This window comes from Thermus sp. 2.9 (genome assembly GCF_000794385.1).
GTDB lineage: Bacteria > Deinococcota > Deinococci > Deinococcales > Thermaceae > Thermus > Thermus thalpophilus.
This window is the reverse complement of the sequence record NZ_JTJB01000031.1, coordinates 82,175-100,008: the sequence shown is the minus strand read 5'-3', so window position 1 is coordinate 100,008 and position 17,834 is coordinate 82,175. Positions and strand designations below refer to the sequence as shown.

Genomic DNA, 17,834 nt, shown 5'->3' with positions numbered 1-17,834 from the left:
CTGGCGCCAGAACAGGGTCAGCTACTTGAGCCCCGAGCGGGCGATGCCCTGGATGAACTGCCTTTGGGCCACGAAGTAGCCCAGGACGATGGGGAGGATCACGAAGGTGCTGGCGGCCATCAGGGCCCCGTAGTCCGAGCCCGCCTCGGAAACGAAGGCCTGGAGGCCCAGCTGCACCGTGCGCATCTCGGGGCTTTGGGTGACGATGAGGGGCCAAAGGAGGGCGTTGTAGGCCCCCAGGAAGGTGAAGATGCCGTAGGACACCAGGCCCGGCAGGGAAAGGGGCAAGGCGATGCGGAAAAGCTGGGTCAGGTACCCGGCCCCGTCAATCCGGGCGGCGTCAAAGAGGTCTTGGGGCAGGGAGAGGTAGAACTGCCGCAGGAGGAAGATGCCGAAGACGGAGGCCAGCCAGGGCACGATGAGGGCGTAGTAGGTGTCCAGCCAGCCCAGCCGGGCCAGAAGGACGTAGTTGGGGATGAGGAGGACCTCCCCGGGCACCATCAGGGTGGCCAGGATGAGGACGAACACCCCCTCCTTGCCGGGAAAGGGCACCCGGGCCAGGGCGAAGGCGGCCAGGGCCGCCAGGAAGAGACCCACCGCCACCTGGGTGAAGGCGGTGAAGAAGCTATTGAAGAAGTAGCGGCCCCAAGGGGCGGCCCGCCAGGCCTCGAGGTAGTTGTGGAACACGTACCCCAAGGCCCCGGGCACCGCGTTCACCCACTCCAGGCGCCACATCTCCCCTTGGGAGCGGAGGGCGTCCGGGGGCAATGGCGGGGCCAGGGACGCCTCCTTGGGCCAGAGGACCACCAAGGGGAGAACCCGGAAGGCTTTATCCGTGGCGTTGGTGAGCCGGACCCGCCAGGCCCCTTCCCGGTAGGCCACCTCCACCCGGGTGCCGTCCGCCACCGGGTCAAAAAAGGCCCCGGGGGTTCGGGGCACGAAGGCCCTGGGGGGCTTCCCCTCTTCCCCGGGAAAGGCGAGCTCCACGCTCCGCCCCGGGCCCAATCCCCCCCAGAAGGGGCTATCCCCGAGCTTCGCCGCCTTCACCCAGTTCCTTGGCTTCATCCGCTCCGGCACCCAGATGGGCTTGGCCTGCAGGGCCTCCTGGGGGCTTTTGAGGCTCGTGGCCAGCATCCAGTAAAAGGGGAAGGCCATCACCACCCCCAGGCCGAGGAGAAGGAGGTGGACCAGGAGGGAAAAGGCCCTAAATCTCATAGTTCACCCGCCGCTCCAGAACCCGCCGCTGCACCAGGGTGAGGACCAGGATGAGGAGGAAGGTCACCATGGCGATGGCGCTGGCGTAGGAGAAATCCGAGTCGCGGAAGCCCTTGTTGTAGAGGTAGAAGGCCAGGGTCAGGGTGTCCTGCAGCACCCCCCCCGTGGGGGTCAGGACGTAAACCTGGGTGAAGACCTGGAAGGCCCCGATCACCCCCAGGGTGAACAGGAAAAAGGTGGTGGGGGAAAGGAGGGGCCAGGTGATGAGGCGGTGCTTTTGGAAAAAGTTGGCCCCGTCCAGCTCCGCCGCCTCGTAGTACTCCTTGGGGATGGCCTGGAGCCCCGCCAGGAGGATCACCACCTGGTACCCCAGGAAGTGCCAGACGCTCATGGCCATCACTGCCACGAAGGCCAGGCTCGGCCCGGCCCAAAAGCCCTGGGGCTCGAGGCCCAAGGGTCTCAGGAGAAGGGCGAAGACCCCGGTGGGAGTGTTGAGCCAGTCCAGGCCCGGGGTGCCCAGGAGCCAGTTCAGGAAGCCGAACTCCGGGTGGTAGATCCAGCGCCACACCGCCGCCGCCGCGGTGAGGGCGGTGATGTAGGGCAGGAAGAAGAGGGTGCGGTAAAACCCCTGGAAGGCCACCCCCGTGTTCAGGAGGATGGCGATGGCCGTGGCCAGAAGAAGCCCCGTGGGCACGGTGAAGACCACGTACCAGAAGGTGTTGCCCAAGGCCCGCCAGAAAAGGGGGTCCTTGAGGAGGATGTGGTAGTTCTCAAGCCCGGAGAAGGCCGCCGGGCGCAGGAAGTTCACCTTCTCAAAGAGGCTCAGGTAAAAGGCATAAAAGGTGGGAAAGACCTGCCAGACCAGAAGAAGCGCCAAGGCGGGCCAGACCAGGGCCCAGCCGTAAAAGGCCGCCTGCTCCTTCTCCCCCATGCGCCGGCCGAAGAGGAGGGCGAAGGCGAGGGGAGCGAGGACGGGCGCCCAGGGAAACCAAGGGGCGAGAAGCCCCAAAAGCAAAAGGGCGTGGCGCAGGCCATAGCGGAGGCCATGGAGGGCCAAGGCGCCGTAGGCGAGAAGGCCCAGGGGAACCAAAAAGCCGGGGGCGAAGCGGAGCCTTTCCGCCAGCACCGCCAAGGCCAAAAGGACCCCCAAGGAAAGGAGGAGGTGCAACGGGTACCCCCGCATCCCGTGCCGGAGTATACCAACCCCCTTAGGATGGAAGGCGTGTGGACCCTGACCCTGGACACCGCCACCCCCTATTTGGCCCTGGGCCTCTTCCGGGGCGAAGAGGGAGTGGGCCGGGTGGTGCGCCTGGGAAGGCGGCACGAGGAGGTGCTCTTTACCCTCCTGGACGAGGTCCTGGCCGAGGTGGGGGCCAGGCGGGAGGAGATCGGGGCCTTGGTCCTGGGCACGGGCCCGGGCTCCTACACGGGCCTTCGCATCGCCTTGGCGGCGGGGCTCGGGGTGGCCCTGGCCCAGGGGGCCAGGGTCCATGGGGTGAGCTCCCTCCTCGCCGCCTGCTGGCCCTTCTTGGCGGAGGGCGGGCCGCCCCTCACCCCCCTCTTCACCGCCCGGAACCGCCTCTACTACGGGGCCACCTACGCCAAGCGGGAAGGAAAGCCCCTGGTGCTGAGCCCCCCCCGGAAGCTCAAGGCGGAGGAGCTTCCCCAAACGGGCCTCCTCCTGGACCCGCCCCCGGACCCCTGGGCCCTTTACGCCCTAAAACCCTTCGCCCAAGAAGGGGTGGAGCCCCTCTACCTCTAGTCCGCCGCCACCCCCGGAAGGCGGGGAACCCGGTAGACGTAGCTGGGAAGGGGTTCTTGGAAGGGGGCTCCCCGGAGCCTTTCGGTCATGAGGACCAGGTTCTCCCCGGCGATGCGGGCGTCCTCCACCAGCTCGGGGTTTTCCTTGAAGGAGGTAATCCCCCGCCGGTGGGCGTAGACCAGCCCCAAGGGGGCGAGGACGAAGCCCATGTAGGCAAGGGGCAGGAGCATCTGGCTCAAGGCCTGGCTCGCCCCCTCCTCCTCGGCCACGGCCAAAAGGGCCATGGGCTTGCCCAGGTTCAAAAGCCCCTGGTTCTCCATGGAGGTCATCCGCTCCAGGAGGGCCTTCATCCGGGCGGAAACGCTAAACCAGTACACGGGGGTGGCGAAGACCACGGCGTCGGCGTTCAGGATCCGCTCCGCCACCTTGCCAAACCCGTCCCAAGGCCCCTGCACGCAGGTTTCGGGGCCGCAGGAGGAAGGGTCTTGGGAGTAGTTCCCCACGCACAAGGGGAAAGGGTGCTTCACCAAATCCAGGCGCTCCGTGGTGGCTCCCTTGCGCCTGGCCGCCTCCAAAACCTCGTCCAGAAGCTCCGCCGTAAACCCGTCCGTCCGTGCCGATGCGTTGACGCCGAGCACGCGTAAACCCATAAATATCACCCAGGCACTAAACCTCCTTTAGTATAGCAGGCGCATTTAAGGGCGGAAGGTCCCCGCCACAAACTCCCCCATCCCCCGGGCCCGCACGGGGTAGCCCTTCAGCCTCCCCTCCCCCGCCACGGGCCCTTCCCAGTAGGCCACCCGGGTGGTGCGGGAGAGGATCTCCCCATCCCGGAAGAGGGGGCGCAGGGTGAGGTCCAAATCCGCGCCCTCGAGGCGCCAAGAAAGGGTGTAGACCCGGCCCGAGGGGCTTTTCCAGGCCTCCAGGGGCACGAAGGCCAGGTCCAGCGCGTCCACCCGCCCCAAGGGATCCACCCGGCTTCCCAGAACCTGGACCACCCGGCCCTGGGCGTCCTTCACCTGGTAGGCCATGAGCTCGGAGCCGTCGGAAAGGTGGAGGCCGAACCAGTCCCAGGTGGCCTCGAGGCCGGCAAACTGCTCCCCCCACTGGTGGTCCAGCCAGGCTTCCCCAATCACCTCCTCCCCCAAGACCCTCCCCCAGGCCCGGGCCCGGGTGTAGGACTGGTAGTACATCCGCCCCGTCGCCTCCGTGCCCGAGTAGCCCGGGGGGTGGACCACGGGGGGTTTTTCCGGGAGGAGGAAAAGGGCCAAGGGACCCGCCTGGAGGGCAAAGCCTTCCCCCTCCCGCCCAAAGCGCCAGTCCCCCACCCAAAGCCGCGGCCCCGGCTCCGCCCGGCCCCGGGGGGCCAGGAGGTCCTGGTCCGCCACCTCCAGAAACCGCCTTTCCCCCGTGCGCAGGTCCGTGAGGGCCAGGTGGGCGGCGTGGAAGGGGCCGAAGAGGCTTCCCGGAAGGCCCAGGATGCGGTAGGCAGGCGGGGGGTAAGCCTTGAAGAAGGCGAAGTGGAAGGCGTAGGGCCCGGCGAAGCCCGAGGCGTACCACCACTCCAAGGGAGCGGGCTTGGGGTCCCAGTCCCCGGGGTCGGGAAGCCGCCCGGGGTCCACCCCCAAAAGAAGGGGGGCGCAGGCGGAAAGGAGAAGGGCTAAGGGAAGTAGCCGCTTCATGGAAGCCTCCCCTTCAGGATACGGGGAAGGCATAGGCCCTTCGTAGCCCGGCCGACAAGGGCCCCTTGGGCTAAGCTGAGCCCATGACCGACACCCACGCCCACCTGGACTTCCTGGAGCCCGAGGAGCTGGAGGAGGTGAAGGCCCACCTGCCCGAGCTCAAAGCGGTCCTCACCCTAGGGGTGGACCCAAGCCGCTGGGAGAAGACCCTGTCCCTCGCCCAGGAAAACGTCTACGCCGCCATCGGCCTCCACCCCACGAGCGCCCACCTCCTCTCCCCCGAGGTGGAGGAGGCGCTCCGCCACTATGCGGGCCACGGCCGGGTGAAGGCCATCGGGGAGACGGGCTTGGACTACTACTGGACCCCCGAGACCAAGGCCGCCCAGCTTAGGGCCCTGGACTTCCAGGCGGCCTTGGCGGAAGAAAGGGGGCTTCCCTTGGTCCTCCACGTGCGGAGCAAGGACGCTAGCGCCGAGGAGGACCTCGCCGCCTGGCTTCTCCTCCACCGCCCCAAGCGGGCCGTCCTCCACGCCTTCGGGGGGCACCCGGCTTTGGAGCGGGCGGGCCTCGAGGTGGGGGCTTACTTCAGCTTCGCCGGCCCCCTCACCTACAAGAAGAACGAGGCCCTCCGGGAGGCGGCGAAGCGCCTGCCCAAGGACCGCCTCCTAGTGGAAACCGACACCCCCTTCCTCCCCCCCGAGCCCCACCGGGGCAGGCGCAACCGCCCCCACTACGTGCGCCACACCCTGGCCAAGCTGGCGGAGGTCCTGGGGATGGGCCTAAAGGAGGCGGAGGCCCTCACGGACCAAAACGCCCAGGTATGCTTTGGGTGGTGATGCGAAGGCTTCTCTTTACCCTGGTTTTTCTCCTCCTCACCGTCCTGGCGGCCCCCCGGCTGGTGGTGGAGCCCGAGGACGGGGTGGCGCCCCTTTTGGACCTCATCCGCGCCGCCAAGGCGGAGATCCTGGTCAAGGCCTACCTCTGGACCCCAAGCCGCATGGACGTGGTGGAGGCCCTGGGGGAGGCGGTGGCCCGGGGGGTCAAGGTGAGGGTCCTCCTGGAGCGGGAGCCCTCAGGGGGGCGGGTGGACCTCACCGTCTACCAGGCCCTGAAGGAACGGGGGGTGGAGGTGCGCCTCACCACCCCCTTCCGCTTCGTCTTCGTCCACGAGAAGAGCCTGGTGGTGGACCGGAAGTGGGCCTGGGTGGGGACCATGAACTTCACCGGGAGCTCCTTCAGCGCCAACCGGGAGTACGCCCTCATCCTGGACGACCCCAAAGAGGTGGCGGAGGTGGCCCGGGTCTTTGAGGCGGACTGGAAGGGGGAGCGCCTGGACCTCTCCCGGTCCCTCCTCGTCTGGGCCCCAAGCCGCGTCCTGGGCGGGGTCAAGGAGGGAAACGCCCGCGAGGTTCTCCTTGCCCTCATCCAAGGGGCCAAGCGCGAGCTTTTCCTGGAGCACCAGGCCATGGCGGACCCGGAGGTGCTGGCGGCCCTGCGGGCGGCCTTGGCCCGGGGGGTTAGGGTGCGCCTGGTGGGAAGCCCCGCCGAGCCCGGGGACACCTACTTCCTGGCGGGGGCGGAGGCGCTAAGGGAGGCGGGGGCCGAGGTGCGCTTCCTCCCCGACCCCTACGTCCACGCCAAGGTGCTGGTGCAAGACGGGGAGGTGGCCCTTTTGGGAAGCATCAACCTGAGCGCCAACTCCTTAAACGCCAACCGCGAGCTCGCCGTGCGCCTTTCCCGCAAGGAGGCCCCCGAGGCCTTCGCCCGCCTCCTGGCGGTGATGGAAAAGGACTTCCAAGCGGGGCTAAGGGAAAACCCCTTCGCCCTGCCCGAGGTGGAAGGGACCATCCCCTGGCAGGAGGCCCCCCGGTATTTCGGCCGGGTGGCCCGGGTGGAAGGGGTGATCCAGCGGGTGGAGGACCGGGGCACCGTGGCCTTCCTCCACTTCGGCACGGGGGAAAGCGACCTGCGCCTGGTGGTCTTCCCGCGAAGCTACAGCCTTTTCCAACAGCCCTTCCCCCAAAGCTACCTGGGCAAGAAGGTGCGGGCCAAGGGGCGCATCGTCCTTTACGCCGGCTACTACGAAATCGTCCTGGAAGGCCCCGAGGCCCTCGAGGTCCTGGATGGAAGCCCTTAAGGCCTTGGGCTACGAGGTGAGCCCCATTGAAGGGGGGTGGTACGCGGAGAAGCGCCGAGGCGGCGTGGTCTACCAGGTCTTCTACGGGGAAGGAGGACACCAGAGGCTTCGCCGGCGGCGCTTCCTCAAGGAGGAGGCGGGCCCCAAGACCCTGGCCGGGGTGGCGGGGGAGTGGGCGGCCCGCTGGGAGGTGGAGGAAAACTTCTTCGCCGTGGCGGGGCCCGAGGCGCTTCCCGAGCTCGTCCTGGCCTTTGAGCGGCTGGGCTTGCCTAGTAAATCGCCTTGTACCCCGGAGGAGGGGGGAGGAGGGAAAAGAGAACCCTGAGGCCATAAGCCAAAAGCTCCAAGAACGCCCGCACCATCGCCGTCTTGGGCTTCCTTTCCGCCAAATACCCACCCCTAAGCCCCGTCTTCATCCCCCGCTCCCACCGCACCAGGGCCAGGAGCCGGCTATGCCCCCGCACCCGCCGCACCTCCTCCCCCCTGCGGTACCGCAGTACCTGGTCCTTGCTCCGGTAGCTCAGGCCGGTGGTGTCCATGAGGTAAAGGGGGGGTCGGGGTCTTGGTGTGCGAGGTGGGCCTCCACCTCCTGGGCGAGGCGGAGGCGGTGGGTGAGGACCTCTTTGGGGCTTGGTTCTCGCCGGGGAAAGCCGCGCTTGCCCATGGTGCTAGGATGTATACCGTAGACGAGGTTTGCAAGGCAAGCCCTGAGCGGCTTGACCTCCCCCAGGAAAGCCCCTAAACTTAGGCGCAATATGCGCCCGCGCTTTCTCAACAACGGCTAGCTGGGGGGCGGCGCACCCGGCCCCCCCGGTCCCCATGGCCGGGGGGGGCCAACGCTTAGGGAGGGAAGCATGCGCGTACTTTTGAAAGACCTAAAGGAGCACGTGGGCGAAGAGGTGGAGCTTTTGGGCTTCCTCCACTGGCGGCGGGACCTGGGGAAGGTGCAGTTCCTCCTCCTCCGGGACCGAAGCGGGGTGGTGCAGGTGGTCACGGGGGGCAGGAAACTTCCCCTCCCCGAGTCCGCCCTCCGGGTGCGGGGGGTGGTGGTCTTAAGCCCCAAGGCCCCGGGGGGCCTCGAGGTCCGGGCCCGGGACCTCGAGGTCCTCTCCCCCGCCCTGGAACCCACCCCGGTGGAGATCCCCAAAGAGGAGTGGCGGGCCCACCCCGACACCCTCCTGGAATACCGCTACGTGACCCTAAGGGGGGAAAAAGCCCGCGCCCCCCTCAAGGTCCAGGCCGCCTTGGTGCGGGGCTTCCGCCGCTACTTGGACCGGCACGACTTCACGGAGATCTTCACCCCCAAGGTGGTGCGGGCCGGGGCGGAAGGGGGCTCGGGGCTCTTCGGCGTGGACTACTTTGAACACCGGGCGTACCTGGCCCAGTCCCCCCAGCTCTACAAGCAGATCATGGTGGGGGTGTTTGAGCGGGTCTACGAGGTGGCCCCGGTGTGGCGCATGGAGGAGCACAACACCAGCCGCCACCTGAACGAGTACCTCTCCTTGGACGTGGAGATGGGCTTCATCGCCGGGGAAGAGGACCTCATGCGCCTGGAGGAGGAACTCCTTCAGGAAATGCTGGAGGAGGCCCTCGCCAGCGCGGGGAACGAGATACGGCTCCTCGGGGCCGAGTGGCCCTCCTTCCCAAAGGACATCCCCCGCCTGACCCTGGCGGAGGCCCGCCGCCTCCTCAAGGAGGAGCTCGGCTACCCCGCCGGCCAGGACCTCTCCGAGGAGGCGGAGCGCCTCCTGGGCCAGTACGCCAAGGAGCGCTGGGGCACGGACTGGCTCTTCCTCACCCGCTACCCCAAGGCGGTGCGCCCCTTTTACACCTACCCCGAGCCCGACGGCACCACCCGGAGCTTTGACCTCCTCTTCCGCGGCCTGGAGATCACCTCGGGAGGCCAGCGCATCCACCGCCACGAGGAGCTCTTGCGAAGCCTAGAGGAAAAGGGCATGGACCCCGAGGGCTTCCAGGGCTACCTGGAGGTCTTCAAGTACGGCATGCCCCCCCACGGGGGGTTCGCCATCGGGGCGGAAAGGCTCACGCAAAAGCTCCTGGGCCTGCCCAACGTGCGCTACGCCCGGGCCTTCCCCCGGGACCGCCACCGACTCACCCCTTAGGTCAAAACCCTTGTGGGCTTGCCTTGCAAAATCCGTTAGGTCTATGCACCCTAACCCCATGGGCAAGCGCGGCTTTCCCCGGCGAGAACCGAGCCCCAAAGAGGTCCTCACCCACCGCCTCCGCCTCGCCCAGGAGGTGGAGGCCCACCTCTCACCCCAAGACCCCGACCCCCCCTTTACCTCATGGACACCACCGGCCTGAGCTACCGGAGGGAGGACCAGGTACTGCGGTACCGCAGGGGGGAGGAGGTGCGGCGGGTGCGGGGGCATAGCCGGCTCCTGGCCCTGGCGCGGTGGGAGCGGGGGAGGAAGCTCCTTTGGCCCTTTGGGGGAACTGTGGGGATGGGATATGCCCCCGATCCCGTCTTGGGGGCATGGGCTTTGGGGAGGTTTGGTCCCCGTGGGGGGACGTTGGTGGCGGACGCGGGGTTTGACGGGCAGGAGGTGTGGGGGAGGGTGGCGGAGCTAGAGCTCCATCCGCAGATTCGGTTGCGGGGAGGGGGTGAGGCGCGGGATAGGTTGCGGGCCTGGGGGCGGGAGGTGTGGGACCCGGCGGTGTACCGGTTTCGTGGGGTAGTGGAGGGGGTGTTTGGGGGGATGAAGACGGGGCTTAGGGGTGGGTATTTGGCGGAAAGGAAGCCCAAGACGGCGATGGTGCGGGCGTTCTTGGAGCTTTTGGCTTATGGCCTCAGGGTTCTCTTTTCCCTCCTCCCCCCTCCTCCGGGGTACAAGGCGATTTACTAGGCAAGCCCCCTGCGTTGTTGACGGAAAGGGGGGTTTCATGTAAGGTAAAGTTTGTGCTCTTTGGTCGGGCCAAGGGAGCACGGTAAGAGCCAGCCGCCGCAAGGGACCTACCCCTTGCGGAAGAACCCTGTTAGCTTACCTCGGGCGGCCCGCTTACCCTTTGAGGTGACGCATGGAGATTAAGCGGTTCGGTCGCATCCGAGAGGTTATTCCTTTGCCTCCCCTTACGGAAATCCAGGTGGCTTCCTACAAGAAGGCCCTCCAGGCGGACGTGCCCCCGGAAAAGCGGGAGAACGTGGGGATTCAGGCGGCCTTCAAGGAGACCTTCCCCATTGAGGAGGGGGACAAGGGCAAGGGCGGTCTGGTCCTGGACTTCTTAGAGTACCGCATCGGCGAGCCCCCCTTTCCCCCTGACGAGTGCCGACAGAAGGACCTGACCTACCAGGCTCCCTTGTACGGCCGGCTTCAGCTCATCCACAAGGACACCGGGCTCATCAAGGAGGACGAGGTCTTCTTGGGCCACATCCCCCTGATGACCGAGGACGGCTCCTTCATCATCAACGGGGCCGACCGGGTCATCGTTTCCCAGATCCACCGCTCCCCCGGGGTGTACTTCACCCCCGACCCCGCCCGCCCCGGGCGGTACATCGCCAGCATCATCCCCCTGCCCAAGCGGGGGCCCTGGATTGACCTGGAGCTGGAGCCCAACGGCACCGTCTCCATGAAGGTCAACAAGCGCAAGTTCCCCCTGATCCTGCTCCTCAGGGTCTTCGGGTACGACGCCGAGACCTTAAACCGCGAGCTTGGGGCCTACGGGGAGCTGGTGCAAGGGCTTTTGGACGAGGCGGTGCTCGCCATGCGCCCCGAGGAAGCCCTGGTGCGCCTCTTCACCCTGCTCCGCCCGGGGGACCCGCCCAAGAAGGACAAGGCCCTGGCCTACCTCTACGGCCTCTTGGCCGATCCCCGGCGCTACGACCTGGGGGAGGCGGGGCGGTACAAGGCGGAGGAAAAGCTCGGCATCCGCCTCTCGGGCCGCACCCTGGCCCGCTTTGAGGACGGGGAGTTCAAGGACGAGGTCTTCCTGCCCACCTTGCGCTACCTCTTCGCCCTCACCGCCGGGGTGCCGGGCCACGAGGTGGACGACATTGACCATCTTGGCAACCGCCGCATCCGCACCGTGGGGGAGCTCATGGCCGACCAGTTCCGGGTGGGCCTGAGCCGCCTGGCCCGCGGGGTGCGGGAGCGCATGGTCATGGGCGGGGATGCCCTGACCCCGGCCAAGCTGGTGAACAACCGGCCCCTCGAGGCCGCCATCCGCGAGTTCTTCAGCCGCAGCCAGCTCTCCCAGTTCAAGGACGAGACCAACCCCCTCTCCTCCTTGCGCCACAAGCGCCGCATCTCCGCCTTGGGCCCCGGGGGCCTCACCCGGGAGCGGGCGGGCTTTGACGTGCGCGACGTCCACCGCACCCACTACGGCCGCATCTGCCCGGTGGAAACCCCGGAAGGGGCCAACATCGGCCTCATCACCTCCCTGGCGGCCTACGCCCGGGTGGACGAGCTGGGCTTCATCCGCACCCCCTACCGCCGGGTGGTGAACGGGGTGGTGACGGACGAGGTGGCCTACATGACCGCCACGGAGGAGGACCGCTTCACCATCGCCCAGGCCAACACCCCCCTCGAGGGCAACCGCATCGCCACCGACCGGGTGGTGGCCCGGCGGCGCGGGGAGCCCGTGATCGTGAGCCCGGAAGAGGTGGAGTTCATGGACGTCTCCCCCAAGCAGGTCTTCTCCGTGAACACCAACCTGATCCCCTTCCTGGAGCACGACGACGCCAACCGGGCCCTGATGGGTTCCAACATGCAGACCCAGGCGGTGCCCCTCATCCGCGCCCAGGCCCCGGTGGTGATGACGGGCCTGGAGGAGCGGGTGGTGCGGGACTCCTTGGCCGCCTTGTACGCCGAGGAGGATGGGGAGGTGGTGGCGGTGGACGGCCGCCGCATCGCCGTGCGCTACGAGGACGGCCGCCTGGTGGAGTACCCCTTGCGCCGCTACGTGCGCTCCAACCAGGGCACCGCCTTGGACCAGCGCCCCCGGGTGGTGGTGGGCCAGAGGGTGAAGAAGGGGGACCTCCTGGCGGATGGCCCCGCCTCCGAGGAAGGCTTCCTGGCCCTGGGGCAGAATGTCCTGGTGGCCATCATGCCCTTTGACGGCTACAACTTTGAAGACGCCATCGTCATCAGCGAGGAGCTCCTGAAGCGGGACTTCTACACCTCCATCCACATTGAGCGCTACGAGATAGAGGCCCGGGACACCAAGCTGGGCCCCGAGCGCATCACCCGGGACATCCCCCACCTCTCCGAGGCGGCTTTGCGCGACCTGGACGAGGAGGGCGTGGTGCGCATCGGCGCCGAGGTGAAGCCGGGCGACATCCTGGTGGGCCGCACCAGCTTCAAGGGCGAGCAGGAGCCTTCCCCCGAGGAGCGCCTCCTCCGCTCCATCTTCGGCGAGAAGGCCCGGGACGTGAAGGACACCTCCCTGCGGGTACCCCCCGGGGAAGGGGGCATCGTGGTGGGCACCCTGCGCCTCAAGCGGGGGGACCCGGGGGTGGAACTCAAGCCCGGGGTGCGGGAGGTGGTGCGGGTCTTCGTGGCGCAAAAGCGCAAGCTCCAGGTGGGGGACAAGTTGGCCAACCGCCACGGGAACAAGGGTGTGGTGGCCAAGATCCTCCCCGTGGAGGACATGCCCCACCTGCCGGACGGCACCCCGGTGGACGTGATCCTAAACCCCTTGGGCGTGCCGAGCCGGATGAACCTGGGGCAGATCCTGGAAACCCACCTGGGCCTGGCGGGTTACTTCCTGGGCCAGCGCTACATCTCCCCGGTGTTTGACGGGGCCACGGAGCCCGAGATCAAGGCCCTCTTGGCTGAGGCCTTTGACCTTTACTTTGGCAAGCGCAAGGCCGAGGGCTTCGGGGTGGACAAGCGGGAACGGGAGGTTCTGGCCCGGGCGGAAAAACTCGGCCTGGTCACCCCCGGCCGAAGCCCCGAGGAGCAGCTTCGGGAGCTCTTCACCCAGGGCAAGGTGGTGCTCTACGATGGCCGCTCCGGCGAGCCCATTGAGGGGCCCATCGTGGTGGGGCAGATGTTCATCATGAAGCTCTACCACATGGTGGAGGACAAGATGCACGCCCGCTCCACCGGCCCCTACTCCCTCATCACCCAGCAACCCCTGGGCGGCAAGGCCCAGTTCGGCGGCCAGCGTTTCGGGGAGATGGAGGTGTGGGCCCTCGAGGCCTACGGGGCCGCCCACACCCTGCAGGAGATGCTCACCCTCAAGTCCGACGACATTGAAGGCCGCAACGCCGCCTACGAGGCCATCATCAAGGGCGAGGACGTGCCCGAGCCCAGCGTGCCCGAGTCCTTCCGCGTCTTGGTCAAGGAACTGCAGGCCCTGGCCCTGGACGTGCAGACCTTGGACGAGAAGGACAACCCCGTGGACATCTTTGAGGGCCTGGCGTCCAAGCGCTAAAAACCTGGAGGAACGATGAAGAAGGAAGTCCGCAAGGTCCGCATCGCCCTGGCCTCCCCCGAGAAGATCCGCTCCTGGAGCTACGGGGAGGTGGAGAAGCCGGAAACCATCAACTACCGCACCCTAAAGCCCGAGCGGGACGGGCTTTTTGACGAGCGCATCTTCGGTCCCATCAAGGACTACGAGTGCGCCTGCGGCAAGTACAAGCGCCAGCGCTTTGAGGGCAAGGTGTGCGAGCGCTGCGGCGTGGAGGTGACCAAGAGCATCGTGCGCCGCTACCGCATGGGGCACATTGAGCTCGCCACCCCCGCCGCCCACATCTGGTTCGTCAAAGACGTGCCCTCCAAGATCGGCACCCTCCTGGACCTCTCCGCCACCGAACTGGAGCAGGTGCTCTACTTCAGCAAGTACATCGTCTTGGACCCCAAGGGGGCCATCCTGAACGGCGTGCCCGTGGAAAAGCGCCAGCTCCTCACCGACGAGGAGTACCGGGAGCTCCGCTACGGCAAGCAGGAAACCTACCCCTTGCCCACGGGGGTGGACGCCCTGGTGAAGGACGGGGAGGAGGTGGTGAAGGGCCAGGAGCTCGCCCCCGGGGTGGTGAGCCGCATGGACGGGGTGGCGCTGTACCGCTTCCCCCGCCGGGTGGTGGTGGACTACCTGAAGAAGGAGCGGGCCGCCTTGCGCCTGCCCCTGGCCGCCTGGGTAGAGAAGGAGGCGTACAAGCCCGGGGAGATTTTGGCGGAGCTTCCCGAGCCCTACCTCCTCCGGGCCGAGGAAGGGGGGGTGGTGGAGCTTGCGGAGCTCCAGGAAGGCTACCTCCTCACCCTCCTGCAAAACGAGGAGCCCGTGGCCCGCTACTTCCTCCCCGTGGGCCTCACCCCCTTGGTGGTGCACGGGGAGATCGCGGAGGAAGGCCAGCCCCTGGCGGAAGGGAAGGGCCTTTTGCGCCTGCCTCGCCACATGCACGCCAAGGTGGTGGAGGCGGAGGAGGAAGGGGAAAGCGTCTACCTCACCCTCTCCCTGGAGTGGACCGAGCCCAAGGAATACCGGGTGGCCCCCCACATGAACGTGGTGGTGCCTGAAGGGGCCAGGGTGGCACCGGGGGACAAGATCGTGGCCGCCATTGACCCCGAGGAGGAGGTGATCGCCGAGGCCGAGGGCGTGGTCCACCTGCACGAGCCCGCCAGCATCGTGGTGATGAAGGCCCGCCTCTACCCCTTTGAAGACGACGTGGAGGTCACCACCGGCGACCGGGTGGCCCCGGGGGACGTGCTGGCGGACGGGGGCAAGGTCAAAAGCGAGATCCACGGCCGGGTGGAGGTGGACCTGGTCCGCAACGTGGTGCGGGTGGTGGAGGCCTACGACATAGACGCCCGCATGGGGGCTGAGGCCATCCAGGCCCTCCTCAAGGAGCTGGACCTCGAGGCCCTGGAAAAAGAGCTTCTGGAGGAGATGAAGCACCCCTCCCGGGCCCGGCGGGCCAAGGCCCGCAAGCGCCTGGAGGTGGTGCGGGCCTTCCTGGACTCCGGCAACCGCCCCGAGTGGATGGTCCTCGAGGCCGTCCCCGTCCTGCCCCCGGACCTTCGCCCCATGGTGCAGGTGGACGGGGGCCGCTTCGCCACCAGCGACCTCAACGACCTCTACCGCCGCCTCATCAACCGCAACAACCGCCTGAAGAAGCTCTTGGCCCAGGGGGCGCCGGAGATCATCATCCGCAACGAGAAGCGCATGCTCCAGGAGGCGGTGGACGCCGTGATCGATAACGGCCGCCGCGGGGCCCCCGTGACCAACCCCGGTTCCGACCGCCCCCTTAGGAGCCTCACCGACGTCCTCTCCGGCAAGCAAGGGCGCTTCCGGCAGAACCTCCTGGGCAAGCGGGTGGACTACTCGGGCCGAAGCGTGATCGTGGTGGGCCCCCAGCTCAAGCTCCACCAGTGCGGCCTGCCCAAGCGCATGGCCCTGGAGCTCTTCAAGCCCTTCCTCCTCAAGAAGATGGAGGAAAAGGGCATCGCCCCCAACGTCAAGGCGGCGCGGCGCATGCTGGAACGCCAGCGGGACATCAAGGACGAGGTGTGGGACGCCCTGAGAGTGATCCACGGGAAGTGGTCCTCCTGAACCGGGCCCCCACCCTGCACCGCCTGGGGATCCAGGCCTTCCAGCCCGTTTTGGTGGAGGGGCAGTCCATCCAGCTCCACCCCCTGGTGTGCGAGGCCTTCAACGCCGACTTTGACGGGGACCAGATGGCGGTGCACGTGCCCCTTTCCTCCTTCGCCCAGGCCGAGGCCCGCATCCAGATGCTCTCCGCCCACAACCTCCTCTCCCCCGCCTCCGGGGAGCCCCTGGCCAAGCCCAGCCGGGACATCATCCTGGGGCTTTACTACATCACCCAGGTTCGGCGGGAGAAGAAGGGGGCGGGCCGGGAGTTCGCCACCCCCGAGGAGGCCCTGGCCGCCCACGAGCGGGGCGAGGTGGCCCTGAACGCCCCCATCAAGGTGGCGGGCAAGGAAACCAGCGTGGGCCGGCTCAAGTTCGTCTTCGCCAACCCGGACGAGGCCCTTTTGGCCGTGGCCCACGGCCTTCTGGACCTGCAGGACGTGGTCACGGTGCGCTACCTGGGCAAGCGGCTGGAAACGAGCCCGGGCCGCATCCTCTTCGCCCGCATCGTGGGCGAGGCGGTGGGGGACGAGAAGGTGGCCCAGGAGCTCCTCCAGATGGACGTGCCCCAGGAGAAGAACTCCCTCAAGGACCTGGTCTACCAGTCCTTCCTGCGCCTAGGCATTGAAAAAACGGCCAAGCTGCTGGACGCCCTCAAGTACTACGGCTTCACCCTCTCCACCACCAGCGGGATCACCATCGGCATTGACGACGCCGTGATCCCGGCGGAGAAGCAGAAGTACCTGGAAGAGGCCGACCGCAAGCTCCGCCAGATTGAGCAAGCCTACGAGATGGGCTTCCTCACCGACCGGGAGCGGTACGACCAGGTGATCCAGCTCTGGACGGAAACCACGGAAAAGGTCACCCAGGCGGTCTTCAAGAACTTTGAGGAGAACTACCCCTTCAACCCCCTCTACGTGATGGCCCAGTCCGGGGCCCGGGGTAACCCGCAGCAGATCCGCCAGCTTTGCGGTATGCGGGGCCTCATGCAAAAGCCCTCGGGGGAAACCTTTGAGGTGCCGGTGCGCTCCTCCTTCCGCGAGGGGCTCACGGTGCTGGAGTACTTCATCTCCAGCCACGGGGCGCGGAAGGGTGGGGCGGACACCGCCCTCAGGACCGCCGACTCGGGCTACCTCACCCGCAAGTTGGTGGACGTGGCCCACGAGATCGTGGTGCGGGAGGCGGACTGCGGCACCACCAACTACATCTCCGTCCCCCTCTTCCAGCCCGACGAGGTGACCCGCTCCTTGCGCCTCAGGAAGCGCTCGGACATTGAGGCGGGGCTTTACGGCAGGGTGCTGGCCCGGGAGGTGGAGGTGCAGGGGGTGCGCCTCGAGGAGGGCCGCTACCTCTCCTTGGAGGACGTGAACCTCCTCATCAAGGGGGCGGAGGCCGGGGAGATCAAGGAAGTGCCCGTGCGGAGCCCCCTCACCTGCCAGACCCGCTACGGGGTGTGCCAGAAGTGCTACGGGTATGACCTCTCCATGGCCCGGCCCGTGTCCATCGGCGAGGCGGTGGGGGTGGTGGCGGCGGAGTCCATCGGGGAGCCCGGCACCCAGCTCACCATGCGCACCTTCCACACCGGCGGCGTGGCCACGGGCACGGACATCACCCAGGGTCTGCCCCGCGTCATTGAGCTCTTTGAGGCCCGCAGGCCCAAGGCCAAGGCGGTGATCTCGGAGATTGACGGCGTGGTGCGCATTGAGGAAACCGAGGAGAAGCTTTCCGTCTTCGTGGAGTCCGAGGGCTTCGCCAAGGAGTACAAACTCCCCAAGGACGCCCGCTTGGTGGTGAAGGACGGGGACTACGTGGAGGCGGGCCAGCCCCTAACCCGCGGGGCCATTGACCCCCACCAGCTCCTGGAGGCCAAGGGGCCGGAGGCGGTGGAGCGCTACCTGGTGGACGAGATCCAGAAGGTTTACCGGGCCCAGGGGGTGAAGCTCCACGACAAGCACATTGAGATCGTGGTGCGGCAGATGCTCAAGTACGTGGAGGTCACCGACCCCGGGGACAGCCGTCTCCTGGAGGGCCAGGTCCTGGAGAAGTGGGACGTGGAGGCCCTGAACGAGCGGCTCATCGCCGAGGGCAAGACCCCGGTGGCCTGGAAGCCCCTCCTCATGGGGGTGACCAAGAGCGCCCTCTCCACCAAGAGCTGGCTTTCCGCCGCCAGCTTCCAGAACACCACCCACGTCCTCACCGAGGCGGCCATCGCCGGCAAGAAGGATGAGCTCATCGGCCTCAAGGAAAACGTCATCCTGGGCCGCCTGATCCCCGCCGGCACCGGCTCCGACTTCGTGCGCTTCACCCAGGTGGTGGACCAGAAGACCCTGAAGGCCCTGGAGGAGGCCCGCAAGGAGGCGGTGGAGGCCACCAAGGAGGCCCCCGCCCGCCGGGCCCCCCGCCGGGAGCAGCCGGGCAAGCAGGCTTAAGGAAAGGCTTAAGAGGCGGCGGGTTCTCCCCGCCGTCTCTTGGCCCATAATGGGGC

At 67.4% G+C, this 17,834-nt stretch carries 10 protein-coding genes and 3 pseudogenes; 8 read left to right on the top strand and 5 right to left on the bottom strand.

Annotated features, from left to right (window positions below; translation table 11 throughout):
• Positions 1-21: 21 nt before the first annotated feature.
• Complete coding sequence (locus QT17_RS07725; protein ID WP_039458622.1) at positions 22-1,215, bottom strand: carbohydrate ABC transporter permease; 1,194 nt, start codon at positions 1,213-1,215, stop codon at positions 22-24.
• Complete coding sequence (locus QT17_RS07720) at positions 1,205-2,398, bottom strand: carbohydrate ABC transporter permease (RefSeq protein WP_039458620.1); 1,194 nt, start codon at positions 2,396-2,398, stop codon at positions 1,205-1,207. Before QT17_RS07720 ends, QT17_RS07725 begins: the two co-directional genes overlap by 11 nt.
• Before the next feature lie 30 nt (positions 2,399-2,428).
• Between QT17_RS07720 and tsaB the strand changes: the two genes are divergently transcribed.
• Positions 2,429-2,977, top strand: coding sequence for a tRNA (adenosine(37)-N6)-threonylcarbamoyltransferase complex dimerization subunit type 1 TsaB (gene tsaB, locus QT17_RS07715; RefSeq protein WP_152607356.1), 549 nt, complete (start codon positions 2,429-2,431; stop codon positions 2,975-2,977).
• Here the strand turns inward: tsaB and QT17_RS07710 are convergent.
• Together QT17_RS07710 and QT17_RS07705 are read right to left on the bottom strand one after the other, a co-directional pair.
• Positions 2,974-3,627: a flavodoxin family protein gene (locus QT17_RS07710; protein ID WP_039458619.1), complete on the bottom strand. Its 654-nt coding sequence runs from the start codon at positions 3,625-3,627 to the stop codon at positions 2,974-2,976. The two genes, tsaB and QT17_RS07710, sit on opposite strands and share 4 nt — an antisense overlap.
• A 45-nt stretch (positions 3,628-3,672) precedes the next feature.
• Entirely contained in the window at positions 3,673-4,659 is a 987-nt protein-coding gene (locus tag QT17_RS07705; protein WP_039458654.1) for a lipocalin family protein, read from the bottom strand.
• Between the two features lie 83 nt (positions 4,660-4,742).
• On the opposite strand from QT17_RS07705, the gene QT17_RS07700 reads away from it, so the two are divergent.
• Genes QT17_RS07700 through QT17_RS07690 form a run of 3 tightly spaced genes read left to right on the top strand, consistent with a single transcriptional unit; the run spans position 4,743 to position 7,121 of the window.
• A complete protein-coding gene (locus tag QT17_RS07700; RefSeq protein ID WP_039458617.1) occupies positions 4,743-5,495 on the top strand; it encodes a TatD family hydrolase in 753 nt (250 codons plus the stop codon).
• Positions 5,480-6,796, top strand: a complete 1,317-nt coding sequence (locus QT17_RS07695; RefSeq protein WP_039458614.1) for a phospholipase D-like domain-containing protein — start codon at positions 5,480-5,482, stop codon at positions 6,794-6,796. Before QT17_RS07700 ends, QT17_RS07695 begins: the two co-directional genes overlap by 16 nt.
• Complete coding sequence (locus QT17_RS07690) at positions 6,783-7,121, top strand: hypothetical protein (protein ID WP_052155185.1); 339 nt, start codon at positions 6,783-6,785, stop codon at positions 7,119-7,121. Before QT17_RS07695 ends, QT17_RS07690 begins: the two co-directional genes overlap by 14 nt.
• Here QT17_RS07690 and QT17_RS07685 read toward each other — a convergent pair.
• Positions 7,066-7,389, bottom strand: a pseudogene (locus QT17_RS07685) (hypothetical protein); the annotation flags it as partial. The gene QT17_RS07690 and the pseudogene QT17_RS07685 sit on opposite strands and share 56 nt — an antisense overlap.
• Positions 7,390-7,650: 261 nt before the next feature.
• On the opposite strand from QT17_RS07685, the gene aspS reads away from it, so the two are divergent.
• The 4 genes and pseudogenes from aspS to rpoC all read left to right on the top strand — a co-directional run bounded on the left by aspS (position 7,651) and on the right by rpoC (position 17,778).
• Positions 7,651-8,919 carry an aspartate--tRNA(Asn) ligase gene (gene aspS, locus QT17_RS07680; protein WP_039458611.1) on the top strand — a complete coding sequence of 423 codons (1,269 nt, stop codon included), beginning with the start codon at positions 7,651-7,653 and terminating at the stop codon, positions 8,917-8,919.
• A gap of 23 nt (positions 8,920-8,942) precedes the next feature.
• A pseudogene (locus tag QT17_RS13325) lies at positions 8,943-9,663 on the top strand (transposase).
• A 172-nt stretch (positions 9,664-9,835) separates the two neighbouring features.
• Positions 9,836-13,192 (top strand): DNA-directed RNA polymerase subunit beta, encoded by a 3,357-nt coding sequence (locus QT17_RS07670; protein ID WP_039458608.1) that lies wholly within the window; start codon positions 9,836-9,838, stop codon positions 13,190-13,192.
• A gap of 15 nt (positions 13,193-13,207) precedes the next feature.
• A pseudogene (gene rpoC / locus QT17_RS14740) lies at positions 13,208-17,778 on the top strand (DNA-directed RNA polymerase subunit beta').
• The last annotated feature ends 56 nt before the right edge of the window (positions 17,779-17,834 follow it).

What these genes read in the sequence shown, in the direction of transcription:
- QT17_RS07700 (WP_039458617.1), top strand. Translation starts at nt 4,743, where the DNA reads ATGACCGACACCCACGCCCACCTGGACTTCCTGGAGCCCGAGGAGCTG.
- QT17_RS07710 (WP_039458619.1), bottom strand. Translation starts at nt 3,627, where the DNA reads ATGGGTTTACGCGTGCTCGGCGTCAACGCATCGGCACGGACGGACGGG.
- QT17_RS07690 (WP_052155185.1), top strand. Translation starts at nt 6,783, where the DNA reads ATGGAAGCCCTTAAGGCCTTGGGCTACGAGGTGAGCCCCATTGAAGGG.
- tsaB (WP_152607356.1), top strand. Translation starts at nt 2,429, where the DNA reads ATGGAAGGCGTGTGGACCCTGACCCTGGACACCGCCACCCCCTATTTG.
- QT17_RS07695 (WP_039458614.1), top strand. Translation starts at nt 5,480, where the DNA reads ATGCTTTGGGTGGTGATGCGAAGGCTTCTCTTTACCCTGGTTTTTCTC.
- QT17_RS07705 (WP_039458654.1), bottom strand. Translation starts at nt 4,659, where the DNA reads ATGAAGCGGCTACTTCCCTTAGCCCTTCTCCTTTCCGCCTGCGCCCCC.
- QT17_RS07670 (WP_039458608.1), top strand. Translation starts at nt 9,836, where the DNA reads ATGGAGATTAAGCGGTTCGGTCGCATCCGAGAGGTTATTCCTTTGCCT.
- QT17_RS07720 (WP_039458620.1), bottom strand. Translation starts at nt 2,398, where the DNA reads ATGCGGGGGTACCCGTTGCACCTCCTCCTTTCCTTGGGGGTCCTTTTG.
- aspS (WP_039458611.1), top strand. Translation starts at nt 7,651, where the DNA reads ATGCGCGTACTTTTGAAAGACCTAAAGGAGCACGTGGGCGAAGAGGTG.
- QT17_RS07725 (WP_039458622.1), bottom strand. Translation starts at nt 1,215, where the DNA reads ATGAGATTTAGGGCCTTTTCCCTCCTGGTCCACCTCCTTCTCCTCGGC.